This is a genomic window from Kitasatospora cystarginea, from assembly GCF_039533515.1.
In the GTDB taxonomy this organism is placed as follows: domain Bacteria; phylum Actinomycetota; class Actinomycetes; order Streptomycetales; family Streptomycetaceae; genus Kitasatospora; species Kitasatospora cystarginea.
Genome location: NZ_BAAATR010000227.1, coordinates 1 through 533, shown reverse-complemented (window position 1 = coordinate 533; position 533 = coordinate 1). Strand labels below are relative to the sequence as shown.

The 533-nt window shown below is 72.4% G+C and carries 1 protein-coding gene; it reads right to left on the bottom strand.

What is annotated here, in order from left to right; translation table 11 throughout:
- On the bottom strand, positions 1 to 516 hold a 516-nt coding region (locus ABD369_RS40980; protein WP_344641721.1), incomplete at its 3' end, for a ketoacyl-synthetase C-terminal extension domain-containing protein.
- Between the last annotated feature and the right edge of the window lie 17 nt (positions 517 to 533).

Sequence of the window (533 nt, the reverse complement as noted above, 5' to 3'; positions counted from 1 at the left end):
CAGGAGTTCCACCGCCATCGCAGCCCACTGCGAACCCTGACCCGGGAAGACGAACGCCACCTTCCCCGCAGACCCCGCACTGCCCTGAACCAGACCCGCACCCGGCTCACCGGACGCCAACGCCTCCAGACCCCGGACCGCACCATCACGGTCGGCCGCGACCAGCACCGCCCGGTGCTCGAACCCGGCCCGCGACGACATCAGCGAGTACCCGACATCCGCCAGCGACAACTCCGGCCGCTCCGCCAGGTGCGAGCGCAGCCGCGCCGCCTGGCCTCGCAGGGCCGTCGCGCTCTGTGCGGACAGCAGCAGCGGCACGATGTCGGAGTCGGCCTCCGCCGGCTCCTGGGCAGCCGCCGGAGCGTACTCGAGGATGGTGTGGGCGTTGGTGCCGCTGATACCGAACGACGACACCGCCGCACGGCGCGGACGCCCGGTCTCCGGCCACTGCCGCGACTCGGTCAGCAGCGACACCGCACCCGAGGCCCAATCCACCTTCGGCGAGGGCTCGTTCACGTGCAGCGTCTGCGGCA